The following is a 19,365-nucleotide window of genomic DNA, read 5'->3' as shown; positions in this document are numbered from 1 at the left end:
GCTGCAGTCCTTCGCCTTCTGGGACATCGCGACCTTCCTGCTCAACGGCTCGTTGTGGGTGTTCGTCGGCGTCCAGATCCCGGGTGCGCTGCGCGGCATCGTGGGCGTCGACGGCGGAGTTCGCCACGCCTTGTTCGTGGCGTTGGTGATCACCGGCGTGGTCATCGTGTCTCGCATCTTCTGGGGAGAAATCACCACCCTGCTGATCCGGCTCATCGACCGCCGCGAGGTGCAACGCGAACGTCGGGTCACCTGGCGGCAGCGCTTCGTCACCGTCTGGGCGGGATTCCGGGGCGCCGTCTCGCTGGCCGCGGCGGTGGCCGTGCCGGTAACGACGCTGAGCGGCGCGCCGTTCCCCGACCGCAGCCTGCTGATCTTCATCGTCACCGTCGTCATCCTGGTGACCGTGTTGGTGCAGGGCAGCACGCTGCCCGCCGTCGTCCGCTGGGCGAACATGCCCGAGGACGCCACCCACGCCGAGGAGCTGCAACTGGCTCGATGTCGGGGCACGCAGGCCGCCCTGGCCGCACTGCCCACGGTCGCCGACGAGGTCGGCCTCAGCGACGAGCTCAGGCGCCGGCTGCAGAAGGAATATGAGGAAAAGGCCGCGTTGGTCCTGGCGACCGAAAACGGTTCGCCGGACACCCGCATCCTCAAGGGTCGTGAGAAGGTCCGCCGGGTGCGGCTGGGCGTGCTCGAACACAAGCGCCGGGAGATCACCGCGCTGCGCAACCAGAACCTGATCGACGACATCGTATTGCGCGAGTTGCAGAACGAGATGGATCTCGAGGAAGTGCAGCTTCTCGCCGCCGCGGTCGACGACGGCGACGAGGAGGAGTAGGGCCCGTCGGCGCCCGACCGTACAGTCGGGCCCATGCTGCACACCGTCGCGATCCGCGGGTATCGCTCGCTGCGCGAGGTCATCCTGCCGCTGGGCCGGCTGTCGGTGATCACCGGCGCCAACGGCGCCGGCAAGTCGTCGCTGTATCGCGCGCTGCGGCTGCTGGCCGATTGCGGCCGCGGCGAGGTGATCGGGTCGCTGGCGCGCGAGGGCGGGTTGCAATCGGTGCTGTGGGCCGGCCCCGAGCAGCCGGCCGGCGCGCGACGCTCCGGGAAAACCGAGGGCACCGTGCGCACCCGGCCCGTGTCCCTCGAAATGGGTTTCGCGGCGGACGATTTCGGCTACCTGGTGGATCTGGGCCTGCCGCAGTCTGCCGGGGAGTCGGTGTTCGCCCGCGATCCGGAGATCAAACGCGAGGTGCTGTTCGCCGGTCCGGTGCTGCGGCCCAGCACGACGCTGGTGCGACGATCGCGCGTCTTCGCCGAGGCCAGCGCGGATTCCGGCGGCGGTTTCGACGAGTTGTCCCGGACCCTGCCGTCGTATCACAGCGTACTCGCCGAGTACGCCCACCCGCACGCGCTACCCGAGCTGGCGGCCGTGCGAGAACGATTGCGCGGCTGGCGGTTCTACGACGGCTTTCGGGTGGACGCGGGGGCGCCCGCGCGCCACCCGCAGGTGGGCACCCGCACCCCGGTGCTCGCCGACGACGGCAGCGACCTCGCGGCCGCGATCCAGACGATCCTCGAATCGGGGTTCGACGACCTGACCCGGGCGGTCGCCGAGGCGTTCGACGGCGCCACCGTCTCGGTGGCCATCCATGATGGGTTGTTCGACCTCCAGCTGCGTCAGCGCGGCATGCTGCGCGCACTGCGCGCGGCCGAGTTATCCGATGGCACACTGCGTTTCCTGCTGTGGGCCGCCGCGCTGTTGAGCCCGCAACCGCCGTCGCTGATGGTGCTCAACGAGCCCGAGACCTCGCTGCACCCCGACCTGGTGGCACCGCTGGCCTCGCTGATCCGCACCACCGCCGCGAAGACCCAGGTCGTGGTGGTCACCCACTTCCCGCACGCTGCTGGAATTCCTGGGCACAAGTCCGCTGGGCGAGGGCTCCGACGGCGAGGCCGTCGAAATCGAGCTGTACAAGGACTGGGGCGAAACACGCATCAGCGGCCAGACTCTGATCACCACGCCCCGGTGGGACTGGGGCGCGCGCTAGGCGAAAATTGCCCACTAGGCAATCTTGCCCACCGGGCAATCGGCGTACGTTGGGCGCTATGAGCGGGCTCCGGGAGCGCAAGAAGGCCGACACCCGGCGCGCGCTCAGTGACGCCGCGTTGCGGCTGGCTTTCGAGCGCGGCCTGGAAAACGTGACGCGCGAGGACGTCGCCAACCTGGCCGGCGTCTCACTGCGCACGTTCAACAACTACTTCAGCGGCAAATACGAGGCGCTGGCCTACCGGCAGGCCGAACGCGTGCGTCGCAGCGTCGATGCGCTGCGGCAGCGGCCCGCCGACGAACCGCTCTGGACCGCGCTCACCCATGCCGTGCTGGAACCCCTGGAGGCCGACTTCGGCGATGTGCACGGTGACGAGAACCGCGTCCCCAGCCGCCAAGAGCTCGTCGAGGTCCGCAAGCTCGTCATGCATCCGCAAGTGCGGAATTCGGTGCCGCACAACCTCTTCGACGAGTTACTCAACGTCATCGCCGAACGCACGGGGACCGACCCCGATCACGACCTGTACCCCCGGTTGGTGATGGCCGTGGTACGGGCGGTCGGCGACGCCGCCGCCGACGCCTACGTGCGGGCCGATCCGCCGGTGGCCATCACCGCCCTGATCCGCGAGGGCTTCGCCGCCGTCAGCGCCGGACTACCCGAACCCACCAGAAAGAAGGCACGTCATGGCTGACGAACACGCCGACGTCGTCATCGCCGGCGCCGGGCCCAACGGACTGCTGGTGGCCTGCGAATTGGCGCTGGCCGGCATCAGGCCCGTCGTGTTGGACGCCCTGCCCGGTCCCAGCTCCGAGCCGAAGGCGAACGGCCTTGTCGGCCAAGTGGTTCGGATGCTCGACTTGCGCGGCCTGTACCGGGAGTTCACCGGTGACCCCAATCCCCCGCAACCGGTCTACGGGTGGATCTTCGCGGCCATGACGCTGAACTTCTCCCAAGTGCCCGAGAACCCGATGTACGCGTTGCCCATCCAGCAGCCCCGGGTGGTACGGCTACTGGAGAAGCGGGCGCGGGACCTCGGAGTGGACATCCGCTGGGCGCACCAACTGACCGGCCTGCGGCAGGAAGCGGATTCCGTTGCGGTGACCGTGTCCTCGCCGGAGCGCGAGTATCGCATCGACGCCGGTTATCTGGTGGGCGCCGACGGCGGACGCAGCCTGGTCCGCAAGACCGTGGGCATCGGGTTTCCCGGGTACACATCGCAGACCGTCGGGCGGCTGGCCCACGTGCACATCCCCGACGGACTCCGCCGCGCCGACGGCGGCATCGAAGTTCCCGGGTTCGGCCGGATTGCGTTCGGTCACACGCGATTGGATTGCGGCGGGCTGATCTATGCCGAGTTCGAACCGGGCCGCTCGCTGTTCGGCACCATCGAGTTCGGGCCGCCGGTGGAGGACAAACCGATGAGCCTGGCCGAACTGCGCGAGAGCGCGCGTCGCGTCCTCGGCGTGGATCTGCCGTTCGAGGAACCGAAAGGCCCGGGGCCGCACGCCCTGCGCCGGATCAACGGGCAGAACACACGCCACGCGGAGCGCTACCGCGACGGACGAGTTCTGCTGCTCGGCGACGCCGCCCATGTGCACAGCGCCATGGGCGGGCCGGGCCTGAACCTTGGCCTGCAGGACGCGATGAACCTGGGCTGGAAGCTGGCGGCCGAGCTCATGGGAACGGCGCCGGCCGGACTGCTCGACACCTACCAGTCCGAGCGCCACCCCGTGGGTCAGCGCGTCATGATGCACTCGATGTCGCAGACCGCCCTCATGGCGCCGGGGCCCGAAGTCGCGGCGCTACGAACGCTCATGGGCGAACTGTTCGCCCTTCCCGACGTCGCCCGGCACATGGCGAAACTGCTGGCCGGCAACGATGTTCGGTACGACGTAGCTGACGACCATAGACTGTCGGGCTGCCTGGTGCCGGACCTAAGGCTCGATGACGGCCGGCGCGTCGCCGAGCTGCTGCACGACGCCCGCCCGGTGCTGCTCGACCTCGACGGCGCCTTCGCGGACACGGCAAGTGGCTGGACCGATCGTGTCGACACCGTCACCGCGAGCATCGCCGAGCGGCCCGCCGCGGCGCTGCTGATCCGGCCGGACGGCTATGTCGCGTGGGCGGCCGACGAATTCGGGCCGGCCGACGAGGCGGCCCTACGCGCGGCGCTGCAGCGCTGGTTCGGGCCGCCGACGAGCGCATAGCGGCGCCAGCGGCCAGACTGGGCAACATGGCGTCCACAGAACAGGGTGAGCCCGTGCGCAGCGCCCAAAAGATCGTCGACGTCTTATCGGCGCAGGGCGTGCAGTACGTATTCGGTGTGCCCGGCGCCAAGATCGACGCCGTGTACGACGCCCTGGTGGACGGTGGACCGCAGCTCGTGGTGTGCCGCCATGAACAAAACGCGGCGTTCATGGCCGCGGCGACCGGGCGGCTCACCGGCATCCCTGGCGTCGTACTGGTGACGTCCGGGCCCGGCACCGCCAACCTGGCCACCGGTTTGCTGACCGCCAACACCGAACAGGACTCGGTGGTCGCGCTATGCGGCGCGGTGCGCCGGGAGGACCGGCTCAAGCGGACGCATCAGTCGATGGACGCCGCCGCATTGCTCAAGACGGTGACCAAGTTCACCGGAGAGGTCAACGACCCCAACGATGTCGCCGAGGCCACCGTCACCGCCTTTCGCGCCGCGGTCGCCGAGCCGCGCGGAGCGGCCGCCGTCGTGCTGCCCGCCGACGTGTTGGCCGCACCCACCACAGCGGGCATCACCCGCCGCCTTCCGATCCCCGAGTTGGCGGCGGCCCCGGCGTCCGCTATCCGCAGGGCCACCGAGGTGATCCGGGCCGCGCGCCGCCCCGCGCTGCTCGTCGGTAGCCGCGGCGCCGATCCGGACAGCTGCCTGGCGCTGCGCGCCCTGATCGCCACCACGGGTCTGCCGGTGGTGGAGACGTTTCAGGCCGCCGGGGTGGTGTCACGATCGCTGGAAGACAACTTCTTGGGCCGGGTCGGCCTGTTCCGCAACCAGCCCGGCGATGTCATCGTCGGTCAAGCCGACGTCCTGGTCACTGTCGGCTACGACGCCGTCGAATATGACCCGGGACTGTGGAACAGCGACGTCGACCGCACCGTGGTGCACATCGACTCGATTCCGGCCGGGATCGACAACAGCTATCAGCCGACGAACGAGTTGCTGGGCGACATCGCTGCCACTCTCGCCGCCTTGACGGACACACTCACCGACCTCACCCTCGCAAACGAATATCAAGACGAGATCAGCGTGCTGCGAAAACGCTTGTCGCACATCGATATCACTGCGGGCTCTCGAAAACCGGAGGGGGCCGCCCTCAATCCGGTCGCCGTTGTGCTGCGGCTGCGCGAGGAACTGGGCGACGACGCCACCATCGCCTGCGACATCGGCTCGGTCTACATCTACATGGCCCGCCGCTTCCGCGTATACGAGCCGCGCCGACTGCTGTTCTCCAATGGGCAGCAGACCCTTGGGGTTGCTCTGCCCTGGGCGATGGCCGCATGCCTGGCGCGGCCCGGTACGCCGGTCGTGTCCGTCTCCGGGGACGGCGGGTTTCTGTACTCCAGCCAGGAGCTCGAGACCGCAACCCGGCTGGGTTTGTCGTTCACTCACATCGTCTTTCGCGACAACACCTACGACATGGTGGGCTTTCAGGAAGCCCTCAAATACGGCCGCAAGTCCGGGATCCAGCTCGGCGACTACGACATCGTTTCCTACGCAGCGGCTTTCGGCGCCAATGGGTATCGGGTGACCAGCCTGGACGAGTTCAGCGCCACGTTACGCCAGGCGTTGGCCGAGGACGGACCCTCGCTGATCGACGTTCCGGTGGATTACAGCCACAACGTCGACCTGGCCGAACAATTACACGACGACCCGTTCGAGTAGGGATCATGGACAAGCATTCCGGCGCGTACGAGCGATTCCGCAACTGGGCGACAGGGCTTCTCGCGCATCAAGACGCCGACAACGAGGTCTATCAGTTCTCCACGATCAGCGCATTGCTCGAGGGTGTATACGACGGCGACGTCACCGTGGCCGATCTGCTGCGGCACGGTGACTTCGGCCTGGGCACCTTCAACCATCTCGACGGCGAGATGGTGGTGCTGGACGGGGTGTGCTATCGGCTGCGTGCGGACGGATCCGCGAGTCGGGCGGCGGCGACCGACCGCACACCGTTCGCGGCGGTCACCAGGTTTCACACCGACTTCGAGATCGCAATCCAAACCCTCACCCGCCGAATGGATTTGACGAGTGAGATCGACCGCCAGATCGAAAGCCCCAACCTGATCTACGCCATCCGGGTCGACGGGCAGTTCCGCGAACTGCACACCCGCACCGTGATGGCGCAGCAGCCGCCCTATCCCCCGTTGACCCAGGCCACCGAAGAGCAGTCCGAGACCGTCTTCACCGACGTGTCGGGCACCGTGGTCGGATTCCGCACTCCCGACTTCGAACAGGGCATCTCCGTGGCCGGCTACCATCTGCACTTCCTCAACAACGAACGCAGCGCCGGCGGCCACATCCTCGACTTCACTCTCGATCGCGGCACCGTGGCGATCAGCGGGGCATCACAGCTGCATCTGAGCTTGCCCCGGTCCGGTCCGTTCCTCGACGCACAGCTGTCGGGCGCCGACCTCGCCGAGCGGATCAGCAAAGCCGAAGGCCCTAAAGGCGACTGACCCGAACGCGGCCGTCAGCATGCCGATTGCGGACGACGCGGACAACCGTGCAAGCGAAGTTCACGCAGTGTTAAGGCACCCGTCGGTCCAGCATTGATGAGTGCACACGCGCACCGCGTGTCCTCACGTTATGCGCGTTGTACAGGTCGCCAATTTCTATGGCCCTCGCTCCGGCGGCCTCCGCACCGCGATCGACCGGTTGGGCGCGGAATATTGCGCCAGCGGCCACGAGGTATTCTTGATCGTTCCCGGTCAATGCGCCGAGCGCGCCCAGCTGTACACCGGCGTGGTGCGAATCACGTTGCCGGCCCGCCTGATTCCTTTCACCGGCGGCTATCGGGCGGTACTGCCGGGACGGGTGAAGGCGTTACTGGCAGCGCTGCGACCCGACGCACTGGAGGTTTCGGACCGCCTCACCCTGCGGTCGCTCGGCCGGTGGGGACGCGATCACGGCGCCACGACGGTGATGATCTCTCATGAGCGCTTGGATCGCCTTGTCGGACAGCTTCTTCCGCGGAGGGCCGCGCAGAAGTTCGCCGACATCGCCAACGCGCGCACCGCGGCGAACTACGACACCGTGGTGTGCACCACCGGTTTCGCCCGCGAGGAATTCGACCGGATCGGCGCCGACAACACCGTTACCGTCCCGCTCGGTGTGGACCTGGAGACGTTTCATCCGCGCCACCACTCCTATCTGGTGCGCGAACGGTGGGCCGCACCGACGCAGCTGCTGCTGGTGCACTGCGGGCGGCTGTCGGTGGAAAAGCGGGTCGACCGCAGCATCGATGCACTCGGTGCGCTGCGCCACGCCGGTATCGACGCGCGGCTGGTGGTCGTCGGCGAGGGTCCGTTGCGGTCCAGGCTGGAGCGACAGGCCGCCCGCCTGCCGATCGACTTCACCGGCTTCGTCTCCGATCGCAACGCAGTGGCGCAGTTATTGGCCTCGGCCGATGTGACGCTGGCGCCGGGGCCGCACGAGACGTTCGGGCTGGCCGCGTTGGAGTCGCTGGCGTGCGGAACGCCCGCCGTGGTTTCGCGAACGTCGGCGCTTACGGAGATCATCACGCCGGACAGCGGGGCGTCGGCCGACAATGACCCGGCCGCCATCGCAAAAGCGGTCAGCGCCATCGCCAGTCGGCCCGAGCGGGAGCGACGCATCTCCGCGCGACGCCGCGCCGAGGACTTCACCTGGCACCGCGCCGCGGCCGGCATGCTGGCGTCGCTCGGCGCACCGGCCTTCGACGACCCGACCGGTCGTTCCGAACAGACCGCCTAGCGTTTCAGAAGTCCGACGCCGCCCACGTCCCCCGGTATGCCCGGGGTGCTGGCTAGGCTCGCTGGAGACCGATGAGGAGGATCCGGTGGGAGCACGCACTCAGGTATTGATCACCGCCGCCGAGTTGGCGGACATCATTTCGGCAGGCGACCCGGTGACCATCCTGGACGTGCGCTGGCGGGTCGACGCTCCCGACGGGCGGGCGGCCTACCTGGACGGGCACATTCCGGGCGCGGTGTACGTGTCGCTCGACGACGACCTCAGCGACCACACGGTGTCCGGCCGAGGCCGTCACCCACTGCCGTCGGGTCGTGCCCTGGAGGCCGCCGCGCGCCGCTGGGGGATTCGGCAGGGCGGCCTGGTGGTGGTCTACGACGACTGGAATCGCGCCGGTTCCGCGCGGGCCTGGTGGGTGCTGACGGCGGCCGGCATTGACAACGTCCGCATTCTGGACGGCGGCTTGGCCGCGTGGCGCTCGGCCGGGCAACGCCTCGAGACCGGGCCGGTCGATCCGGCGCCCGGGAATGTGACTGTGCCGCAAGATGATCTGTATGCCGGAAGCCGCCCCACGCTGACGGCCGAGCGGGTCGCCGAAGGCACCGTGACGCTGCTTGATGCGCGCGCACCGGAGCGCTACCGCGGCGACGTGGAGCCCCTCGATCCGGTCGCCGGCCACATTCCCGGCGCGAAGAATCTGCCCAGCACGTCGGTCCTCGCCGCCGATGGCACTTTCCTCGACGACGACGCACTCGCACAACTGTTGTCCGATCGCGCAATCGAGCGTCACGACGCGGTGGCCGCCTACTGCGGGTCGGGCGTCACCGCGGCGGTCACCATCGCCGCGCTCACCGCGGCAGGCCGCGAGGCTGCGTTATATCCGGGGTCGTGGTCGGAGTGGAGCTCGGATCCCGGCCACCCGGTGGAACGCGGCGACGCGTAGCCGCGTTTGGTCGCGCGGCGACCGACCATAGGGCGGTTCTGGAAAGCGCTAGCACGGGCGCTAGCGGATTTGAGAAGCGCCTAATGGTCGGAATACTCGTTCACCCGAGCGGCCTCACCTGCGACGGGCGCTGCGGGCGTTGATCTTTGGTACCCTGTGGTCGATAGCGCCTAGGGTTCCGACTTTCGAGTGCCTGGTCCGAGCGGCGCCACCGCGCCCCCGGATGGGACGCGGTCATCTGAACGGACAAAAGCCTGGAGGACCCCGGCCGGTGCGCCGCGCGCCGCCGAGAAGGTCCTTTCATGCTGGCTCTTTGCGTCCTCTTTCTCATCGCCCTGGGCGCCGGTGCGCTCGGTGGACTGGTAGGCACCGGGTCGTCGCTGGTGCTGCTGCCCGCGCTGGTCATGATGTACGGGCCGCGAATCGCCGTGCCCGTCATGGGGATTGCGGCGGTCATGGCCAATGTCGCCCGAGTTGCCGCCTGGTGGCGGCAGATTCGATGGCGACCGGTGCTCGCGTATGCGCTGCCCGGAACTCCCGCCGCCGTGCTCGGCGCCAACACCTTGCTGAGCATCCCGCAGGCCGTGGTCGACGGCCTGCTCGGCGTGTTTTTCCTCGCGATGATTCCGGTGCGCAGGGTCGCGGCGGCTCGGCAATGGCGGGTGCGGCTGCGTCACCTGGCCATCGCCGGCGCCGTCGTCGGCTTCCTCACCGGTATGGTCCTGTCCACGGGGCCGCTGAGCGTTCCCATCTTCACCGGGTACGGGCTCACCGGCGGCGCCTTTCTCGGGTCCGAGGCCGCCAGCGCCCTGGTGCTCTACGCCGGCAAGATCAGCACCTTCGGTCAGTTGGGTGCGCTCAACCTCGCCGTCGTAGCCCGTGGACTGGTCATCGGCGCCGCCTTGATGATCGGACCCTTCGTCACGCGTTCCATCGTGCGCCGAGCCCATCCCCGTCATTACGCGATGCTGATCGACCTGGTGCTCGTCGTCGCCGCCGTCGGCATGTTCATCGCGACGGCCACCTGCTGAATCATGTGGGCGCTAGAATCTGCCCGGCATGAATCCGCTTGGTAAGTCCACGCAATGACCGGCCGGCTCGACGGCAAGGTCGCGATCGTCACTGGCGCCAGCACCGGCCTGGGCCCGGTGCTGGGCTCGCTATTCGTCCGTGAGGGCGCCAGGGTATTGCTGGCCGCCCGACGTGAAGAGCTGGTCCACGCCGCCGCCCGTGCGGCCGGCCCCGGTGCCATCGCCATGCGCGCCGACGTGACCGATGAGAATGACGTCGCGGCCATGGTGGCGCGGGCGGTCGACGAGTTCGGCCACGTCGACATCCTGTGCAACAACGCCGCCGCGCCCGGCCAGGACCGCTGGATCTGGGAGCAGACGCTGGACAACTGGAACGCCACCTTCGCCATCGACGTCACCGCCGCGATGCTGTGCACCCGCGAGGTCCTCAACCGCTCGATGCTGCAGCGCCGCAGCGGCGCGATCCTGAACTTCTCGTCCACGGTCAGTTATTCCGGCATGGCGCGCAAAACGCACTATGTCACCGCCAAGGCGTCCCTGCGCGCGTTCACCAAGGCCGTCGCGCTCGAGGTCGGCCCGCACGGCATCCGGTGCAATTGCATCGTCCCCGGGGCCATCGACACCGAGCTGTGGCGCAACTGGTTGCAACGCACCGCGACCGAGCAAGGCGTCGACGTCGACACGGTTCGCGCGAAGCAACTCAAAGGCGTTGCCTTGCAGGACATCTCCTCCCCCGACGACGTCGCCAACCTGGCGTTGTTCCTCGCCAGCGACGACAGCCGAACCATCACGGGCCAATCGATCCCCGTCGACGCCGGAGGGTACATGCAGGGATGAGCGGGCCCGCCAAGCTGTCGGTCGAACTGCATCCGCCCGCCGGAGGCTCCACGTGATGCGGGTCAGGGCAGGCATATTCAGCCTCACCGCCGCCGCACCGGCCGACGACGACAGTTATCTGCGTTGGCACCTGCTGGACCACATGCCCGAGCAATACCAGCTGCCCGGCATCGTGCACGGGTTGCGCTGGATCGCCGACGGCGACTACCCCGACCACCGCCTTGCGTCCGAGGGACCTCTGGGCGAGATCGGCAACGCGGTGCAGTATCTCGTCACCGACCCCGTCGAGAAGACCTTCGACGACTTCGTGACCCTCGGACGCGCCTTGCGCGACAACGGCCGATTCCCCGTCGTCAGGCCGTCGCTGCAAGTGGCCGGCCTGCGGCTGCTGCAGTGGCGATCGTCGCCACACGCGCTCGTTTCGCCCGAGGTGGTGCCGTTTCGCCCGCACCGCGGCGTCGTGCTGATCGTTGAGGAACCCACCGACGGCCGGCCGGACGACTGGCTGCAGTGGTTGCATGCCGAGCACTATCCGGGGCTGCTGGCGACGCCGGGCACGGCCGGCGCGTGGACGTTCGGTTCCAGCGCCGGCTGGAGCCACCTGCCCCGGGGCTGGCGAACCGATCACCAGTACATCACCGTGATCTACCTGGACGAGGATCCGCTGGCCACGACCGGGGCGTTGGCCCCGATCATCGAAGAGCGTTGGCGTTCAACGGCGGTGCGGCCGGTGTTCGCCGGGCCGCTGCGCAGCATGATCAGCTGGGACGCCTGGCCGTAACGAACAGGCTTTATAGTCCTCTTGAGCGTCTAGCGGAGGACAGGGATGACGAATCGGAACAATCGGCGGTGCGTCGCGCCCGCGGCTGTCGCCCTCGGCCTGGTGGCGTTGGCGGCCGGCCTGCCGGCGTGCTCATCCAAGGGGGATCACCCGGCCGCCGCCCCGAGCTCGGGCCCGGCGTTGGCGAGCACCACCGTCATGATCGACGGGAACAAGCACACGATGATCGCCGCCGTGGACTGCACGCGATCGGCGGCCCAACCGAGTGCGTCTCCCCCGGAATCGGGCGACCTGACCACCCGGATCAGCGTGCACGACGATGCCGCATCGGTGTCGCTGGCCGTGTCCGACGAGCAACCGCCCACCGTCGACGGCTTCGCCATTTCGCTCAAGCTGGACAACGGCCAGTACCAATTGCCTTACCAGGGAACGAAATCGCCGACTCAGGTGCAAGCGACCAAGGACGGCAAGAGTTATACGGTGACCGGGACCGGCCAGGCGACCACACCCGGCCAAAGTGGTTTGCGGGACGTTACGTTCGGCATTCACGTGACGTGCCCGTAGGCAGATAGTTGTCTGCCGCGACGGCCTCTGCGATGCTGACAGCTTGGACATCTTTGCGCAGTGGCAAGACGGCGGCACCGAGCTGCGATGGCGCTCGACGACCGCGGCCAACGACGGCGCAGAGGTCGCGGTGTTCACGCGCCGGTGCGGCACCGTCGGCGCGCCCGCATTGGTGTTGGTGCACGGCTTTCCGACCAGCAGCATCGACTATTTCGCACTGGCGGGTGAACTGAGCGCGGAGTTCGACATCTACCTGCTGGACTTTCCCGGCTACGGACTTTCCGACAAACCACCCGAGCCCTACACGTACTCGCTCTACGACGACGCGCGCCTGCTCGTCCATGCGATCACGCAAGTGTGGAGACTCACCGAATACCGCATGCTGACCCATGACCGCGGTACCAGCGTCGGCATGATCGCGGTGAGCATGCTGGCCGCCCTGGACCCGTCGGCCGCACCCGTCGACCTGATCTTGACCAACGCCAACATCTACCTTCCGCTGGCCAACCTCACCGCATTCCAGACCGCGCTGCTCGACCCCGCGACCGCGCGCGCCACCGCGGCGGCGACGACGCCCGAGATGCTGGCGGCCGGCATGGGCGCGAGCACGTTCATGCCGCGACGCACGCTGGAAGACCCGGAGATCGCCGCCCTGGCGAAAAGCTTTGCGCACAATGACGGAATCCGGGTGCTGCCCGACACCATCCAGTATCTGCACGAGCGCGCCGCCGACGAAACGGGTTGGCTGGAAGCGCTTTCCACGAGCGACGTCAACACGACGGTGATTTGGGGCGTCCACGACAACGTGGCACCGTTGCGGGTCCCCAACCACGTCTGGCAGACGTATCTAAGGAACAAGCCGGGCCGCAACCGCTACTGGGTGATTCCGGGCGCCGACCACTATCTGCAGTGCGACGCACCGGGGCAACTGGCCGAGATCGTGCGCCTCACCGCCCAAGGCGACGATATTTCGTTGCAGACCTTGGGAAACCAGCCCGACGGCGCGGTCTTGGTGGACCACAGCGGCTCCTAGCTCGCCGAACGTGAAACTAACTTCACTCTCGTCGCCGAGGGTGAAACTAACTTCACACTCGGCGACGAAAAGGCCCGGTCTATGGCGTGACGACGGGTAGGCGCGCCCACCCGCGCACGCTCGCGGTGTGCGCCCGCTGGGCGTTCGCGTAGTCGACTTCCCAGTCCGGCCAACGCTTCAGCACTTCCTCGAAGGCCACCCGCGCTTCCAGCCGCGCCAGCGCGGAACCCAGGCAGAAATGCAGGCCCTGCCCGAAGCTGAGATGGCTTCCGCGGCGGTGGATGTCGTAGCGATCGGCATCCGGGAAGTGGCTTTCGTCGCGGTTGGCCGACGCGTTCAGCAGCAGCATGAACGACCCCTTGGGAACCACGCGCCCATAGTGCTCGGCATCGCGCGCGACGTAACGGGCCTGCACCGGTGACGGCGGCTCGTACCGCAGCGTCTCCTCGATCGCCCCGGGGATCAGCGACGGGTCCGCAACGAGTTCGCGGCGTTGATCCGGGTGATCCGACAACAGTTGGCCCATGAAACCGATGAGGCGGGCGGTGGTTTCGTTGCCGGCACCGGCGATCATCGCGGTGTAGGACAGCACCTCCGTCCGCGACAGCGGGCGCCGCGTCCCGTCCGGCTCGTCGATCTCGGCCCGCAGCAACTCCGTCATCAGGTCGTCGGAGGGATGATCGGCCCGCCATTCGATGTATTCGGCAAACAAGGCAATGGAATTCGCGAACACATTGGCATCGACCGCGGCTGGGTCGCTATCCCTGGACAGTTCGATGTTGGCGACGCTGCGGTCGCGGATCTTTTCCTGATCGGCCTCGGGAATGCCCAAGAGATATCCGATGGTCCGCATCGGCATCATCGCACCGAGATCGGCGATGAAATCGAAACCGCCCTGTCCGACCAGCGGGTCCAGTTCGCGGACACAGAAGCCGCGCACCAGATCCTCTACGGCCAGCATGCGCCGGGGCGTGAAGACGCGAGACAGCAGTTTGCGGTGCAGATCGTGCAGCGGAGGATCTTCGAACAGCAGAATGCCCGGCGGCACTTCGATATTCGCGAACAGGATGTCGGCGGTGGTGCCGCGGCCGGACCGGTAGGTCTCCCAGTTCGGCAGTTCACGCACCACGTCGTCGTACCGGCTCAGCGCATAGAAGTTGTACTTCTCGTTGTAGTACAGCGGGGCTTCTTCGCGCATCCGCTTCCACACCGGGTACGGGTTGTCGTCGATCTCGACATCGAACGGGTCGTAGTACAACTCGACGGCGCTGGGGCTTGTCATTGTCGGATCCCTATCTCAGTCGTTGCGGTGCAAGAAGCCATGTAGGAGTGCTTGGACGAGTTCCTCAACGATCACCTCCCGCGGCGGTGGATGGTTTCCGAAGTAGGTCGAACGCAAAGCAGCCATGCCGGCGATCATCGATACGGTCGAGTGCGCCGGCAGGTCGGGGTGATCGGACCGCAATCCCCGTAATTGCATGCCCTCCACGCTGATTTGGCCCAGCACCGTGACCGCCCGGCGGATCTCGGCGATGCCGGCGTCGACCTTCTCGTCGTCGCTGAGACTGTCGGCGGCCATCAGCGTCAACAGCAAACCCTGATGTTCGACGAACACGTCGTAGAGCTTCGAGACGAACAGCCGGGTCAGCTCCTGCTCGTCGGTCTCCTCGGGAACCACCGATTGCCAGGTCTGGCCGAATTCGTCGACGAAGCTCACGAAGGGGACGACGAGCGCCTCGCGGAACAACGCGGCCTTCGAACCGAAGTTGCGGAACAGCAGGTGTTCGGTGACGCCGGCGGCCTGGGCGATCTCACGTGTCGTGGTGCTGCGATAGTCCTGGCCGGCGAAGAGCTCCCGAGCGGCGTCGAGCAGTAGCCGGCGCGGCTCGCCACGGGGGCGACGCGCCACCGTGGCCGGCGACGGGTGCTTAATTGCTCGCTGGGGCACCGATGTCCACTCCTCGAAGGGCCTTCGGGATAGTATCCACTATCTCGATAGGATAGTATCCACTACCTTAAAGCGAAACCATCGGAAGGGTGACACCATGGGCGCTGTCATCATGCTCGGCACGCTGTTCGGACTGATCGTTCTGATATTCGGCCTGGTGCTGCGCTTCGACCCCGAGGCGCGGCGCGCGCCGAGCGACGAGGGTCGCCGGTGAACACCCAGATGACGCCCGCGATGGCCGGGGCCCAGTACTTTTCCTACGTCGCGAGCATCGCGTTCCTGATCACGGGGATCTACCTGAGCTACCGGCGCCGGCGCATCCACCCGCTGTTGCTTCTCGGCATTTCGGCTATCTCGTTCTCCTGGATCGAGTCACCCTACGACTGGGCGATGTATGCACAGTTTCCGCCCGCGCTGCCGCGCATGCCGTCCTGGTGGCCGTTGAACGTGACGTGGGGCGGGTTGCCGTTAGCGGTGCCGATCGGTTACGTCTCCTACTTCATCATCCCTGCGGTGACCGGGGCCGCCGTCGGACGGTGGCTGAGCGCAAAGTTCAACTGGCGCAGGCCGATTACCTTGCTCGTGGTCGGCCTGGTCGTCGGTATCGGCTGGGCATTGTTTTTCAACGCCTTCACCGGCGCGCACCTCGGCAACTTCTACTACGGGTACGTGATTCCCGGCCTCGCGATCTTCGAGGGGACCAAGCACCAGTACCCGCTCTACGACTCGCTGGCCATGGGCATCCAGATGATGCTGTTCACGTATCTGCTCGGGCGCACCGATGCGCAAGGACGCAACGTCATCGACATGTGGGCGGATAAGAGGGCGAAGAGCCGCGGCCAGTCCGCGGTGCTCTCGATCCTGGCCGTCATCGTCGTCGGACACCTGGTCTACGGCGCGGTGTTCGCGCCGCACCTCATCACGAAGCTGGGCGGCTACGTCACCGCGGGGCCGACCGAGCAGCTGTATCCGGGCGTCCCCAACCAACCCAAATAAGGCAGCGATCACATGGGTTACGAGAGCACCGCGGAGCCGATCAAAATCGGCTATTTGATGGACTTCCGCTTGCCCCAGGGCTTTCCGAAGACCTATTTCGAGGACCTGACGCAACCGTTCGATCTGGTCTTCAAGAAGGGCGTCGAGCAAGGGCTGATCGATCGACCGATCGAGATCATCTACCGCGAGGTGGAGGGTCTACCCAAGGGATCGGTCAAAGCGGTCATCGACGCCTACGGCGAGTTGTGCGACGCGGGTTGCCTGGCGATCTTCGGGCCCAATATCGGGGACAACGCGATCCCGACCCGAGAGGCCATCGAGGAGCGCTTCAAGGTCCCCTGCATCAGCGTGACCGGGTCCGACGCAGCGCTCGGCGAGTGGTTCTTCGCCTACCCGATGGGCTCCCACACCGACGAGCCGATCTTCTGGTCCGACCTGCTCGCCAAGGGCGGTCACACCGAGGTCGGCGTGCTCGTGGAGCAGTCCCTGGTCGGCGAGGCGTATCTGAAGAACTTCCGGGATGCGTGCAGGCGCAAGAACATTCGCATCGTGGCCGAGGCGTCGATCGCCCAGACCGCCGGGGACGTGACGGCCGCGGTCCAGGCGCTGCACGACGCGAAGGCGCAGGCGATCGTGCACTGCGGATTCGGCTTCGGGATTGTGTTCGTCAACCCGGCGCTCGAGGCGCTGGGCTGGGATCCGCCCCGGTTTTGCGGTACCGCCTTCCAGAACGCCTGGCTCAACCACATCATGTGGAATGCGTTCATGGGCTGGACCGGCGTCGACCAGTACGACGAAGGCAACACGGTCGGGCAGAACTTCCTCGACGAGTACAACGAGGCCTACGGCCGGCGACCGGAATGGTGTGTGCCCGTGGTCAATCGGGACGTCGCGCACACGTTGTTACGGGCGCTGGCCGACGCCCACCCGTTGAGCCCGCGCGGCGTGAAGGAGGCGCTCGAACGGGTCAAGATGATGCCGGCCGCATCCGGCGCCCCGGGAACGCGGGTGTCGTTCGGTAACTGGTCGCGCCGCGCCTGGGTGGGCGCGGGTTACCTGGTGGCGCGGCGGCTCGACCCAGACGGAGTCAACTCACACCTCGTCGACCGGTTCGGCGAGGAGTAGGGGTCAGCCGAGGGCCTCGGGCAGCACGACTTCGCCCACCCGCTTCAGATACGGCCACGCGATGTCCGGCGGCAGCCCGCCGCACAATGGCGACAGGTTGAGCACCTGACCGGCCTTGACGCGCGAAATCGCTTCGGGCACAGAGATGATCACGTGTGACGTCGGTGTCTCACGCAGCTCGTCGATGGTGTTGACGTGCGAAAAGCCGGCCGTCGTCTCGTCCCCGGGATTCCACGCGGCATACGTTCGCACGTCGTGCAGCAGATGCTCGCCGATCTCTTTCCATGCCTGATCGACGTCGTCTGCGACGAACACCACCGAAGGCGTGTTGCGGTCCGGAAACATCGTCGGTCCGGGCTGATGACCGTGCTCGCGGCAGGCCTCCTCGTAGGCCTCGCGCATGCCCGGCGCGTTGGCGTTGCCCAGCATGCCCAGTCCGTATCTGCCGGCCCGGCGGGCCGCCGCGACCGTTCCGCCACCCCACATCAGTCCCGGCCCGCCGGCCGTCAGCGGCCGAGGCGTCACGGTGATCGACCGCCCGTCCTCGACGACGGTTTCACCGGCGAGCAGTCGCCGCAGCAGCGCGAGTTTCTCGTCGCAGAGGCGACCGCGCTTCTTGATCGGCACGCCGAAGTGTTCGAACTCCTCGGGCCGGTAGCCCAGGGCCAGGATGTACGACGCCCGCCCGTTGCTGATGATGTCGAGGACCGCCATGTCCTCGGCGAGGCGGACCGTCTCGTAGAACGGGAGGATCAGGATGAGGCTCAGCGCCAGGCGCTGGGTTCGCGCCGCCACCGCCGAGGCCAGCAGGAATGGCGACGGCAGGTAGCCGTCCTCGGAACCGTGGTGCTCACATAAAACGGCCGCCAGGCCGCCGTGCTCCTCGGCCCAGGCGGACATTGCGGGAGCCGCGGCATACAGATCGGTTGGGGGCGCAGCCCATTCGGGATCGCGCATGTCGAAGCGCAGTGTGTACACGGCAAACTCCTAGGTGGCCTAATCTTGGTGATGCACGTTACACCTTCAGTCGAAGGCGTAAAGCGGCAGCGCCATGGGAATGTCCAGCGAGCTCAGCAGCCCCGGCGGCGCCTCGACGACATACGGGATCGCGTTGACCACGCGCATGGCCGTGGCCGCCATGGCGGCCCGCCCGGCCCCGTGTCCTTCGGTATCGCCCAGCGTCAGCTCGCAGTGGATGTCGGGATCTCCCTCGATGTCGACCCGATAGGTGGCGTCGCAGGCCGACGCCGGCCACCCGGGGGCGACGTCGCGGGCCATCCGGATGACGTGCTCGATCACGATGGCCTCACGGCCGTTGACCACCCCCGCGGCGCGCGTGCGCACCGCGCCGCAGGTGCCCGCTCTTATCGTGCCGAAGGCGACCTCGATGTCCCGGTCCGTCAGCTCACGGTCGAGCGAACCGCGTATCTCCTCCACCTCGACACCGAGTCCCGCCGCCATGAGGTAAATCGGTGCCTGCCAAGCTAATTCGATGAATCCGGGGTTCTTGAGCATCGGCTCGAACTCGAGCGGCCGGCCAAAGCCCATCCCGTCCATCATCACGTCGGCGACCGGGTAGTGGTCGTTCAGCGCGACCTCGCTGGCCGTGATCCGGCGGATGCTCTTGGACTGCGTGGTCAACAGCAACGCGAGCTGATCGGAGGCGAAGCCGGGAAAGATGCCCGACGCGTAGAACGACGCCCGACCCGCTTTGGCCGCGCCGTCCAATTCATCGCGCCAGTTGGGCGCGAAGTAGGACGGCGGGTATACCAGGCTGGTCGACGACGTCGACACCACGTTGATCCCGGCTTCGAGCAGCTTGACGTAATCGGGGATGGCCAACGCGTCGCGCTCCGGCCCGCTGGCCGCATAGATGACGCAGTCGGGTTTGGCCGCGATCAGCGCGTCGGCGTCGTTGGTGGCCCTCAGCCCGATCGGCTCACCGCCGGCCAGTTCACCGGCATCCTTGCCGACCTTGTCCTCCGAGTGCACCCACACGCCGACCAAGTCCAGATTGGGGCGCCGCGAAATGGCGCGGATGGCGATCGAGCCGATGCCTCCTGTCGC

At 67.3% G+C, this 19,365-nt stretch carries 18 protein-coding genes and 1 pseudogene; 15 read left to right on the top strand and 4 right to left on the bottom strand.

Features of this window, described 5'->3' with window-relative positions; all coding sequences use genetic code 11:
* From A5622_RS05860 to A5622_RS05800, 13 genes and pseudogenes are all read left to right on the top strand, one after another.
* A partial coding sequence (locus A5622_RS05860) for a cation:proton antiporter (RefSeq protein ID WP_197505084.1) occupies positions 1–841 on the top strand: 841 nt, incomplete at its 5' end.
* A gap of 33 nt (positions 842–874) precedes the next feature.
* A pseudogene (locus A5622_RS05855) lies at positions 875–2,057 on the top strand (AAA family ATPase).
* A 58-nt stretch (positions 2,058–2,115) separates the two neighbouring features.
* Positions 2,116–2,748: a TetR/AcrR family transcriptional regulator gene (locus A5622_RS05850; RefSeq protein WP_066871432.1), complete on the top strand. Its 633-nt coding sequence runs from the start codon at positions 2,116–2,118 to the stop codon at positions 2,746–2,748.
* Positions 2,741–4,264 carry an FAD-dependent monooxygenase gene (locus tag A5622_RS05845; protein ID WP_066877273.1) on the top strand — a complete coding sequence of 508 codons (1,524 nt, stop codon included), beginning with the start codon at positions 2,741–2,743 and terminating at the stop codon, positions 4,262–4,264. The genes A5622_RS05850 and A5622_RS05845 overlap by 8 nt, the downstream gene beginning before the upstream one ends.
* 26 nt (positions 4,265–4,290) lie before the next feature.
* The gene (gene alsS / locus A5622_RS05840) at positions 4,291–5,973 is read left to right on the top strand and encodes an acetolactate synthase AlsS (RefSeq protein WP_066877271.1); all 1,683 of its coding nucleotides are present in this window, start codon (positions 4,291–4,293) and stop codon (positions 5,971–5,973) included.
* Positions 5,974–5,978: 5 nt separating this feature from the next.
* Positions 5,979–6,767, top strand: coding sequence for an acetolactate decarboxylase (budA, locus tag A5622_RS05835; RefSeq protein ID WP_066877269.1), 789 nt, complete (start codon positions 5,979–5,981; stop codon positions 6,765–6,767).
* 130 nt (positions 6,768–6,897) lie between these two features.
* Positions 6,898–8,043 (top strand): glycosyltransferase, encoded by a 1,146-nt coding sequence (locus tag A5622_RS05830; RefSeq protein WP_066877268.1) that lies wholly within the window; start codon positions 6,898–6,900, stop codon positions 8,041–8,043.
* A gap of 85 nt (positions 8,044–8,128) precedes the next feature.
* Positions 8,129–8,983, top strand: coding sequence for a sulfurtransferase (locus tag A5622_RS05825; RefSeq protein ID WP_066877266.1), 855 nt, complete (start codon positions 8,129–8,131; stop codon positions 8,981–8,983).
* A gap of 302 nt (positions 8,984–9,285) precedes the next feature.
* Complete coding sequence (locus tag A5622_RS05820) at positions 9,286–10,014, top strand: sulfite exporter TauE/SafE family protein (RefSeq protein WP_066877263.1); 729 nt, start codon at positions 9,286–9,288, stop codon at positions 10,012–10,014.
* A 54-nt stretch (positions 10,015–10,068) separates the two neighbouring features.
* A complete protein-coding gene (locus A5622_RS05815) occupies positions 10,069–10,851 on the top strand; it encodes an SDR family NAD(P)-dependent oxidoreductase (protein ID WP_066877261.1) in 783 nt (260 codons plus the stop codon).
* Between the two features lie 55 nt (positions 10,852–10,906).
* Entirely contained in the window at positions 10,907–11,632 is a 726-nt protein-coding gene (locus tag A5622_RS05810) for a hypothetical protein (protein WP_066877259.1), read from the top strand.
* Positions 11,633–11,677: 45 nt separating this feature from the next.
* Complete coding sequence (locus A5622_RS05805) at positions 11,678–12,196, top strand: lipoprotein LpqH (RefSeq protein ID WP_066877258.1); 519 nt, start codon at positions 11,678–11,680, stop codon at positions 12,194–12,196.
* 43 nt (positions 12,197–12,239) lie between these two features.
* Positions 12,240–13,229, top strand: coding sequence for an alpha/beta fold hydrolase (locus A5622_RS05800; RefSeq protein WP_066877256.1), 990 nt, complete (start codon positions 12,240–12,242; stop codon positions 13,227–13,229).
* Positions 13,230–13,308: 79 nt separating this feature from the next.
* Here the strand turns inward: A5622_RS05800 and A5622_RS05795 are convergent, their stop codons facing one another.
* Together A5622_RS05795 and A5622_RS05790 are read right to left on the bottom strand one after the other, a co-directional pair.
* A complete protein-coding gene (locus A5622_RS05795) occupies positions 13,309–14,511 on the bottom strand; it encodes a cytochrome P450 (RefSeq protein ID WP_066877254.1) in 1,203 nt (400 codons plus the stop codon).
* Positions 14,512–14,526: 15 nt separating this feature from the next.
* The gene (locus tag A5622_RS05790) at positions 14,527–15,177 is read right to left on the bottom strand and encodes a TetR/AcrR family transcriptional regulator (protein WP_066877252.1); all 651 of its coding nucleotides are present in this window, start codon (positions 15,175–15,177) and stop codon (positions 14,527–14,529) included.
* 210 nt (positions 15,178–15,387) lie between these two features.
* Between A5622_RS05790 and A5622_RS05785 the strand changes: the two genes are divergently transcribed.
* On the top strand, positions 15,388–16,173 hold the full coding sequence (locus A5622_RS05785) for a spirocyclase AveC family protein (RefSeq protein WP_066877251.1): 786 nt from the start codon (positions 15,388–15,390) through the stop codon (positions 16,171–16,173).
* A gap of 12 nt (positions 16,174–16,185) precedes the next feature.
* Positions 16,186–17,298, top strand: a complete 1,113-nt coding sequence (locus A5622_RS05780; protein ID WP_066877250.1) for an ABC transporter substrate-binding protein — start codon at positions 16,186–16,188, stop codon at positions 17,296–17,298.
* Positions 17,299–17,301: 3 nt separating this feature from the next.
* On the opposite strand, the gene A5622_RS05775 is transcribed toward A5622_RS05780, so the two are convergent.
* Positions 17,302–18,276 (bottom strand): LLM class flavin-dependent oxidoreductase, encoded by a 975-nt coding sequence (locus A5622_RS05775; protein WP_066877248.1) that lies wholly within the window; start codon positions 18,274–18,276, stop codon positions 17,302–17,304.
* Between the two features lie 45 nt (positions 18,277–18,321).
* A partial coding sequence (locus A5622_RS05770) for a dihydrodipicolinate reductase (protein ID WP_066877246.1) occupies positions 18,322–19,365 on the bottom strand: 1,044 nt, incomplete at its 5' end.

This window comes from Mycobacterium sp. 1245801.1, from assembly GCF_001673055.1.
Lineage (GTDB): Bacteria > Actinomycetota > Actinomycetes > Mycobacteriales > Mycobacteriaceae > Mycobacterium > Mycobacterium europaeum_A.
Note: the sequence above shows the minus strand (reverse complement) of the source record. Positions and strands in the feature narration are given on the sequence as shown.

Bases quoted from the DNA above. Each gene is read 5' to 3' on its own strand.
- A5622_RS05850 (WP_066871432.1), top strand. From the start codon at position 2,116: ATGAGCGGGCTCCGGGAGCGCAAGAAGGCCGACACCCGGCGCGCGCTC.
- A5622_RS05845 (WP_066877273.1), top strand. From the start codon at position 2,741: ATGGCTGACGAACACGCCGACGTCGTCATCGCCGGCGCCGGGCCCAAC.
- alsS (WP_066877271.1), top strand. From the start codon at position 4,291: ATGGCGTCCACAGAACAGGGTGAGCCCGTGCGCAGCGCCCAAAAGATC.
- budA (WP_066877269.1), top strand. From the start codon at position 5,979: ATGGACAAGCATTCCGGCGCGTACGAGCGATTCCGCAACTGGGCGACA.
- A5622_RS05830 (WP_066877268.1), top strand. From the start codon at position 6,898: ATGCGCGTTGTACAGGTCGCCAATTTCTATGGCCCTCGCTCCGGCGGC.
- A5622_RS05820 (WP_066877263.1), top strand. From the start codon at position 9,286: ATGCTGGCTCTTTGCGTCCTCTTTCTCATCGCCCTGGGCGCCGGTGCG.
- A5622_RS05815 (WP_066877261.1), top strand. From the start codon at position 10,069: ATGACCGGCCGGCTCGACGGCAAGGTCGCGATCGTCACTGGCGCCAGC.
- A5622_RS05810 (WP_066877259.1), top strand. From the start codon at position 10,907: ATGCGGGTCAGGGCAGGCATATTCAGCCTCACCGCCGCCGCACCGGCC.
- A5622_RS05805 (WP_066877258.1), top strand. From the start codon at position 11,678: ATGACGAATCGGAACAATCGGCGGTGCGTCGCGCCCGCGGCTGTCGCC.
- A5622_RS05795 (WP_066877254.1), bottom strand. From the start codon at position 14,511: ATGACAAGCCCCAGCGCCGTCGAGTTGTACTACGACCCGTTCGATGTC.
- A5622_RS05780 (WP_066877250.1), top strand. From the start codon at position 16,186: ATGGGTTACGAGAGCACCGCGGAGCCGATCAAAATCGGCTATTTGATG.